Source organism: uncultured Lutibacter sp. (assembly GCF_937891065.1).
Lineage (GTDB): Bacteria > Bacteroidota > Bacteroidia > Flavobacteriales > Flavobacteriaceae > Lutibacter.
In genome coordinates this window covers 1-8,071 of the sequence record NZ_CALAEQ010000131.1, presented here as the reverse complement: position 1 = coordinate 8,071, position 8,071 = coordinate 1, and the positions used below count along the sequence as shown (strand labels likewise).

At 30.0% G+C, this 8,071-nt stretch carries 7 protein-coding genes; 4 read left to right on the top strand and 3 right to left on the bottom strand.

Annotation, left to right across the window (positions count from 1 at the left end; all coding sequences use genetic code 11):
* Positions 1-10 precede the first annotated feature (10 nt).
* The 3 genes from Q0352_RS07440 to Q0352_RS07430 are packed head-to-tail and all read left to right on the top strand — an operon-like array spanning position 11 to position 2,128.
* Entirely contained in the window at positions 11-1,240 is a 1,230-nt protein-coding gene (locus tag Q0352_RS07440; protein ID WP_299525973.1) for an alpha/beta hydrolase-fold protein, read from the top strand.
* Positions 1,241-1,274: 34 nt separating this feature from the next.
* The gene (locus Q0352_RS07435; protein WP_299525970.1) at positions 1,275-1,883 is read left to right on the top strand and encodes a thiamine diphosphokinase; all 609 of its coding nucleotides are present in this window, start codon (positions 1,275-1,277) and stop codon (positions 1,881-1,883) included.
* A gap of 11 nt (positions 1,884-1,894) precedes the next feature.
* Complete coding sequence (locus Q0352_RS07430) at positions 1,895-2,128, top strand: hypothetical protein (protein ID WP_299525967.1); 234 nt, start codon at positions 1,895-1,897, stop codon at positions 2,126-2,128.
* Positions 2,129-2,247: 119 nt separating this feature from the next.
* Here Q0352_RS07430 and Q0352_RS07425 read toward each other — a convergent pair whose 3' ends face one another.
* From Q0352_RS07425 to Q0352_RS07415, 3 genes are all read right to left on the bottom strand, one after another.
* Complete coding sequence (locus Q0352_RS07425; protein WP_299525964.1) at positions 2,248-3,459, bottom strand: NAD(P)/FAD-dependent oxidoreductase; 1,212 nt, start codon at positions 3,457-3,459, stop codon at positions 2,248-2,250.
* An 88-nt stretch (positions 3,460-3,547) separates the two neighbouring features.
* The gene (locus Q0352_RS07420) at positions 3,548-4,477 is read right to left on the bottom strand and encodes a GYDIA family GHMP kinase (protein WP_299525961.1); all 930 of its coding nucleotides are present in this window, start codon (positions 4,475-4,477) and stop codon (positions 3,548-3,550) included.
* Entirely contained in the window at positions 4,477-5,754 is a 1,278-nt protein-coding gene (locus Q0352_RS07415; protein ID WP_299525958.1) for a hydroxymethylglutaryl-CoA reductase, degradative, read from the bottom strand. The genes Q0352_RS07420 and Q0352_RS07415 overlap by 1 nt, the downstream gene beginning before the upstream one ends.
* 149 nt (positions 5,755-5,903) lie before the next feature.
* On the opposite strand from Q0352_RS07415, the gene Q0352_RS07410 reads away from it, so the two are divergent.
* On the top strand, positions 5,904-8,071 hold a 2,168-nt coding region (locus Q0352_RS07410; RefSeq protein ID WP_299525955.1), incomplete at its 3' end, for a S9 family peptidase.

Below are 8,071 nucleotides of genomic sequence, written 5' to 3'. Positions count from 1 at the left end.
ACAGCTAACTATAATTTTTGCTTTAATAATTAGTTTTACATGTTTCCTAGACACAAAAGCTCAATCAAATCAGTTAGAAGCAGAATTAATTAAAGACTCAATATTTTCAAAAACTTTTTCAGAACAAAAAACTATTTGGATACAACTTCCCGAAAATTATAATCCAACTAGTGATGAAAAATACCCTGTAGTTTTTATACTTGATGGAGGTGTGATGTTGAATACTTTAAAAACTGTTTACAACAATTATTGGGGGCATTATTTGCCCCATATGATTTTAGTTGGAATTCCAAATAATACAAACCGAACTAGAGATTTAACAACTTCTCAAATAAAAATGAGGCGTGGAGCAGAAATGGATCAGGAAACTGGTGGAGCAGAAAAATTCACCCAATACATTGAAAGCGAACTAATTCCTTATGTCGATGCAAACTATCCAACTACCAACTTCAGAACTTTAATTGGACATTCCTATGCTGGTTTGTTCACTATAAATATGTTGGTAAATCACAAACATTTATTTAAAAATTACATTGCTATTGACCCTAGTTTAGATTGGGACAATCAAAAATTATTAATTGAAGCTAAAGAAAAATTACAAACAGAAAGTTTTGAAGGTAAATCGCTTTTTATGTCACTTGCGGCTGAACAATTACACATGATGAATGAAAAAGTAACCATAGATAATGTTATGGAAGACACATCAGAGTTCACCTTGTTTGCACGTTCTATTATCGTTTTTTCAACTCTTGCAAAAACCAATACTAAAAACGGGTTAAATTTTTCTTGGAAAATATATCCTGAAGATTTACACGGAACAGTTCCTTTACCATCAATTAGAGATGGCTTAATTTTTAATTTTAACTGGTTTCAATTCAAAAACCCACAAAAATATAACAATCCTGAAACTACTGTAAGTGAATTGTTTGAGCTTTTAAACAATCAAGCAGTCATTTATTTTAAAAACTACGAATACCCTGTTCCTCCAATGGTCGAAGAACTTTTTAATGGTTACGGCTATATGAATTTGCAAATGGGATTCCCTGAAAAAGCAAAATTATTTTTTGAAATGGGCGTTAAATACTATCCGAAAAGTGCCAACTCATTCGATTCTTTAGCAGATTATTATGAATCTGTAAAAGATTATCCAAATGCTATTAAATATGTTTCAAAAGCATTTGATTTAAGCGGAAATACATCTTATAAAGAAAGACTTTTAAAGCTTCAAATAGAAAATTAATTTTATATTGCCTTTTTTGTTATTTTTGTAATCTATGAAAACGAAAAAGGCATTTATTTTACTAAACGGTTCAGCACCAAGTAATCTTCCCGATTTATCACAATACGATATTGTTTGCGCTATAGATGGTGCTTACAATTATTTTGAAGCCAATAATATTGTTCCCGATTTGGTAACAGGAGATTTTGACTCTATACATAACATTCCTACAACTGTAGAAGTTATAAATACACCCAATCAGGAATATACTGACTTTGAAAAAGCATTACAGATATTAAAACACCGTGGTTTTTTTGATATTGATGTTTATGGAGGAAGCGGAAAAGAACATGACCATTTTTTAGGAAATATTAGTACTGCTTTACAATGGAAAATTGGCTTAAACATCACTTTTTTTGATGATTTTGGAAAGTATTTTTTCATAGAAGAAACTATCTATTTAACGAATATAATCGGGAAAAATATTTCATTAATTCCGCTTCCAATAGCTAGCGGTGTACACACAGAAGGTTTATTATATCCTATTAAAAATGAAACATTAACCTTTGGAGAACGTATTGGAACTAGAAATAAAGCTTCTAAAAATGAAGTTGAAATTTCTGTTGAAAAAGGTGACTTACTTATTTATATTAGTCACAGTTAAAATGTTAAAAATTGAATAGAAAACTAAAACTTATTTGGGATTTTAGAGGAGCTACTTCTAAAAAAACCGCTGAACACCATTGCATTCACTTAAAAGAATTTGCGAACATTGAAAAACTACATTTTTATGAAATAAACCTTTCAGTTATTTCAGAAATGCACACAATAGCATTTATAATTGTTGATGAAGTTGACATGAAAACTTATAGAGATGCTTTAAAACCTCATAGAGGTCAATTAGCATAGATATTTAAACAATTTATCAGCCTGAATTTCAAGATCTTATAATAATTCGATTTTATTTTATAAGATTCTGAAGCAACACTTCGACAGGCTCTGTGTGGTTATTCAGAATAAAACTTTAGTTAATTCCCAACTGAATTAGCCACAATCCAACCACTGGTCCACGCATTTTGAAAATTAAATCCACCAGTAATAGCATCAATATTCAATACTTCACCAGCAAAAAATAAATTTGGATGCAACTTACTTTCAAAACGTTTAAAGTTTATTTCTTTTAAATCTATTCCACCTGCAGTTACAAATTCATCTTTAAAAGTACTTTTTCCGTTTACTTTAAAAACACTTTGTGTAAGTTGTTTTGCTAAATCTTCTAATTGTTTGTTATTCAACTGCGCCCATTGAGTATCGAATGAAATATTAACAGCAATAACAAATTTTTCCCAGAAACGTTTTGAAATCTCATCAAAAACCGAACGCAAAATCACTTGCTTTTTAGAATTCTTTTTCCTTTCAGATTTTAAAAAATCTAACACTGTTTCAAACTTTTTGGACAACCAATTTACTTCTATTTCAAACTGATAGTCTTTTTGATGCAGTTCCAAAGCTCCCCAAGCTGACAGTTTTAAAATTCCAGGGCCGCTTAATCCCCAATGGGTAATTAATAATGGTCCTTCTTCATTTAATTTCGAATTCAATACTTTTACTGAAGCTTTTGGAACAGAAGTTCCAGGAATATCTTTTAATCGAGCATCTGCAATATTAAAGGTAAATAATGACGGAACTGGCTGAACTAAGGTATGCCCTAAAGCTTCCGTCATATTCCAAACTTTAGAATTACTTCCTGAAGCAACCAATACATAATCTGCTGTAAAATTTTCAGAACTCGTTTTTACAACAAATTTATCTGCTGTTTTTTCAATAGCCTCCACTCTTGTGCTTGTTTTCAAAATCACCCCTGCGTTTTTAGCACTTTCTAAAAAACAATCTATAATAGTTTGTGAAGAATTTGATGCTGGAAAAACCCGATTATCATCTTCAATTTTTAAAGCAACACCTCTATTTTCAAACCATTCCATAGTATCACCTGTATTAAATTGATGAAAAGGTCCGCGAAGTTCTTTTTTACCTCTTGGGTAAAACTCCACCAATTCATTTGGTGTAAAACAAGCATGAGTTACATTGCAACGTCCACCTCCACTTACTTTTACTTTTTGCAACACGTTATTACTTCCTTCTAAAATTAGTACTTCTAAATCAGGATTTAATTCTGCTATATTTATAGCAGCAAAAAAACCTGCTGCACCACCTCCAATTATTATGAATTTTTTTTTCATTTCTATTTTTTGTATCATCTTTTCATCATTCTGAACTTGATTCAGAATCATATAATGAGAACCTGAAACAAGTTCAGGTTGACGTTGTTTATAAAATTAAATCTTGATAAGGAATTACTGTTTCAAATCCTTTTTTGTTAAAATAATTGATAGTATCTTCATTTCCTGTCGCTAAAATAAAATCGCCTCCCCAAGCTCCTAAGCTTTTTGTTTGTCCGAAATAATCTGAAAATAATTGTTCTTGAACTGTTTTTAATTGAACTGTTTTTGAAACAATTTGCTCGTGCTCAGTTATTAATTTTTCAAAATCTATTAAATTTTTACAAATTAAAAATTCTTCTGTTAGTTTTGAAATTTGTGCTATTTCTGAAGTTAAATTTCCTTTTAATTTTTTAAAACGCTGAATTCCTTCTCTGCTATTTTGCTTTTTGTTTAAATACACAAAATACAATTGATCTTTAAATGAAGGATTGAACGCCACTTTATCAATAATTGGATCAAATCCGTTTTTTGTGTATAAAATTGGTGAATTGCTTTGAGCGCAAGCAATATCGTAACCGCTACCTCCAAATGTATGTTCTAATAATTTGTACGGATTAATTTTCGCCCAATTAGAAATATTAATAATTAAAGTTGAAGAAGTTCCCAATCCCCAATTTTTAGGAAATGTAAGATTTGTTTTCACTGAAAACCCTTTATCAGAATTTAAAAAAGACGGATTTAGTTTTTTGGTCTCAACAAGTATTTTATTTAAATTTTCAGCAAGTTTATCATTCCCTCCATCTTCTTCTGCTTCAAAAGTTGCACTTACCAAACGCAATTTTGGTAAATCGAAAATTGCTTCTAACCAGCATTCACCATCATTTGTATAACTATTCCAAAGTAATTGTGGTTCATTAATTGGTTCAACAACTAAATCTTGGCCACAAGTTGTTGGAACAGCCAACGATTTTGCGCCATCAAGTACAAAATATTCGCCTGTTAATAATAGTTTTCCGTTGCTGTAATATTTTTTCATTATTTATCCTGAACTAACTTATTATAAGCTTCAACAACAGCATTGTGTGTAATAGTTTTATGCTCAAAATAATCAATTAAAAATTCTTTTTCTTCGTCACTTGCGCCTAACTGTTTAATGATATTTGTTAAGTGCATTTTCATATGTCCTTTTTGGATTCCAGTAGTTGTTAATGCTCTTAAAGCTGCAAAATTTTGAGCCAAACCAGCTACTGCAATTAATTGCATTAATTCTTTTGCTGAAGGATTCCCTAATAATTTTAATGACAATTTTGATAATGGATGTAATGATGTTAATCCACCAACTGTTCCTAAAGCTAACGGAATTTCAATCCAAAATTTAAAAATACCATTTTCTATTGACGCATTTGTTAAACTTTTATATTTCCCACTTCGCGAAGCATATGCATGCGCACCAGCTTCAATAGCTCTAAAATCGTTTCCTGTTGCTATAACCACAGCATCAACTCCATTCATAATTCCTTTATTATGTGTCACTGCTCTATGTGGCTCAGCATTTGCAATTTGAATAGCTTGCACAAATTTTTGAGCTAATAGTTCTGAATTTTCAGCATAGAGTTCTTCAACTTTACAACTTACTTCAGCATGAACTAAACACTCAGGAACGTAATTGGATAAAATACACATGACTATTTGAATATCTTCTTTCTCAAAATCCTTAGCAATTGCTTCCAAGCAAGAATTTATAAAATTAGCGCCCATACTATCAGCTGTTTCAAAAGTAACATGCAGTTGATAATAGTTTTCTAGTTCTTCAGTTTTGTCACGCAATTCAATTTCTAAAATACCACCACCACGCTTACGCATATTTTGGGTAATATCTTCAGTAACTTTATATAAACTATCTTTTTTTGAATTAAAATAATTCTCAAGCGCTGTTTTATCGCCTTCATACATAAAATGCACTTGACCAATTTTTGTAGTTGAAATTACAGATGCTTTAAATCCACCACGTGTACTCCAAAATTTAGCGACTAAAGATGCTGCAGCAACTACTGAACTTTCTTCAATTGCCATTGGAATTGTATAATCTTTTCCATTAATCACAAAATTTGGTGCTATTCCAAAGGGTAAATAAAAATTAGAAATAGTATTTTCAATAAAATCATCATGTAAATCTTGAAGCAAAGGATTTGAGTTCCAATATTGCATTAAAACTTGTTTTACTTTGCTATCATCATTGAAAAATGTTGATACTAACCAGTTTACCTTTTCTAACTTTAAGAATTTTGAAAATCCATCAACTATTTTTGACATTTTATTATAAATTTTTGTCCAGAAGCAAAGATAAATTAATAAAAATAAAATACTACAAATTACATATATTGTTAATTTTATGATATAATTCAGGTATGTTTTGCTAAATTTTTCTTAAACTTGACCCTTATTTAAATATATCATAATTGATGAAGAAAATACTTCTTATTTTTATAGCTATAACATCACTAGCCACTGCACAAAAAAAAGATATTGCAATAGAAGAAATTTGGGATGGTACTTTTAGAACCGAAAGGATGAATTCGTTGAACTCAATGAATGGTGATTTCTATACACTTCAAAATTTCAATAGAGAATCACAAAGTACTACCGTTGATAAATATAGTTATGCTACTTTAGAAAAAGTGGAAACTATAGTTGATAGCAGAGATTTAATTGATTTAAAATATTTTGAAAGCTATTCTTTTAATAGCTATGAAACGAAATTAATTTTAGGTGTTGATTCAGAACAAATTTATCGTCATTCTAGTTTTGGTATTTTTTACGTGTATAATATTGCTTCAAAATCATTGCAACTTATTGATGAAGAAAAAATACAAGAACCTACTTTTTCTCCCGACAGTAAAAAAGTAGCCTATGTGAAAAATAACAATATTTTTATTAAAAATTTAGAGAATAACGAAATTATTCAATTCACTTTTGATGGGGAAAAGAACAGTATTATTAATGGTATTTGCGATTGGGTTTATGAAGAAGAATTTGCCTTTGTAAGAGCTTTTGAATGGAGTAAAGATAGTGAAAACATTGCTTTTTTACGTTTTGATGAAACTGAGGTTCCAACATACTCAATGGATATTACTGGTAAAGAATTATACCCAACACAACAAGTTTTTAAATATCCAAAGGCTGGTGAAAAAAATGCGGAAGTAACACTTCATATTTACAATGTGTCTTCTAAAAAAACTGCAACAACTGATTTAGGTGAGTACGAATATATTCCAAGATTAAAATGGACAAATGATGCAAATATTTTATGTGCAACTACTTTAAATCGTCATCAAAATAATTTGAATTTATATTTTATAAATGCTACAGATTTCAGTTCAAAAGTAGTTTTAAATGAAACCGATAACGCATATATTGACATTCATGATAATTTAACTTTCTTAAAAGACAATAGTTTTATTTGGACAAGTGAAAAAGATGGTTTTAATCATATTTATTACTATTCAAATGAAGGAAAAATAATAAATCAAATTACTTCAGGAAACTGGGAAGTAACTAACTTTTATAGCGTTAATGAAAAAATTAACACTATTTATTACCAATCGGTTGAAGATGGATCAATTAACAGAACAATCTATTCAATAAAATTAAACGGAAAAGATAAAAAACGTTTAACAAATGCTTCTGGTACAAATGATGCTTCTTTCAGTAAAAATTCAAACTACTTTATAAATACTTTTTCTGATGCTAACACACCTCCAATTTACACGCTTTACAATGGTGAAGGAAATTTATTGAAAGAAGTTTTGAATAACAATCAACTTTCAAAAGATTTAGAAAATTACAACCTAGCAAAAAAAGAATTCTTTACACTTACAACTAAAAATGGCGATTTTAATGCTTGGATCTTAAAACCAATAAATTTTGATTCAAACAAAGAATATCCGTTATTTATGACACAATATTCTGGTCCTGGCTCACAATCAGTTAGTAATAGATGGAATGGAGCAAATGATTATTGGTATCAACATTTAACTGACCAAGGTTATATAGTTGTATGCGTTGATGGTAGAGGAACAGGTTTTAAAGGGGCTGATTTTAAAAAAGTTACTTATAAAGAATTAGGGAAATACGAAGTACTCGATCAAATTGAAGCAGCAAGAGAATTAGGGAAAAAATCCTATATAAATGGAAATGAAATTGGTATTTGGGGTTGGAGTTACGGCGGTTTTATGTCAAGTAATTGTTTATTGAAAGGAAACGACGTATTTAAAATGGCCATTGCTGTTGCTCCTGTTACAAGCTGGCGCTTTTACGATTCAGTTTATACAGAGCGTTATATGCAAACACCTCAAGAAAACCCGAGTGGATACGACGATAATTCACCGTTAAACTTTGCCAACTTATTACAAGGAAAGTTCTTATTAGTTCACGGAAGTGGTGATGACAATGTGCATGTTCAAAATACCATGCGATTTTCAAACGCATTAATTGAAGCCAACAAACCTTTTGATCACGCAATTTACCCTGATAGAACTCACGGAATTTATAAAGGCAAAAATACAAGGTTACATTTATACAATAAAATGACTACTTTTATCAAAGAAAATTTAGGTGTACCAGAAAATAA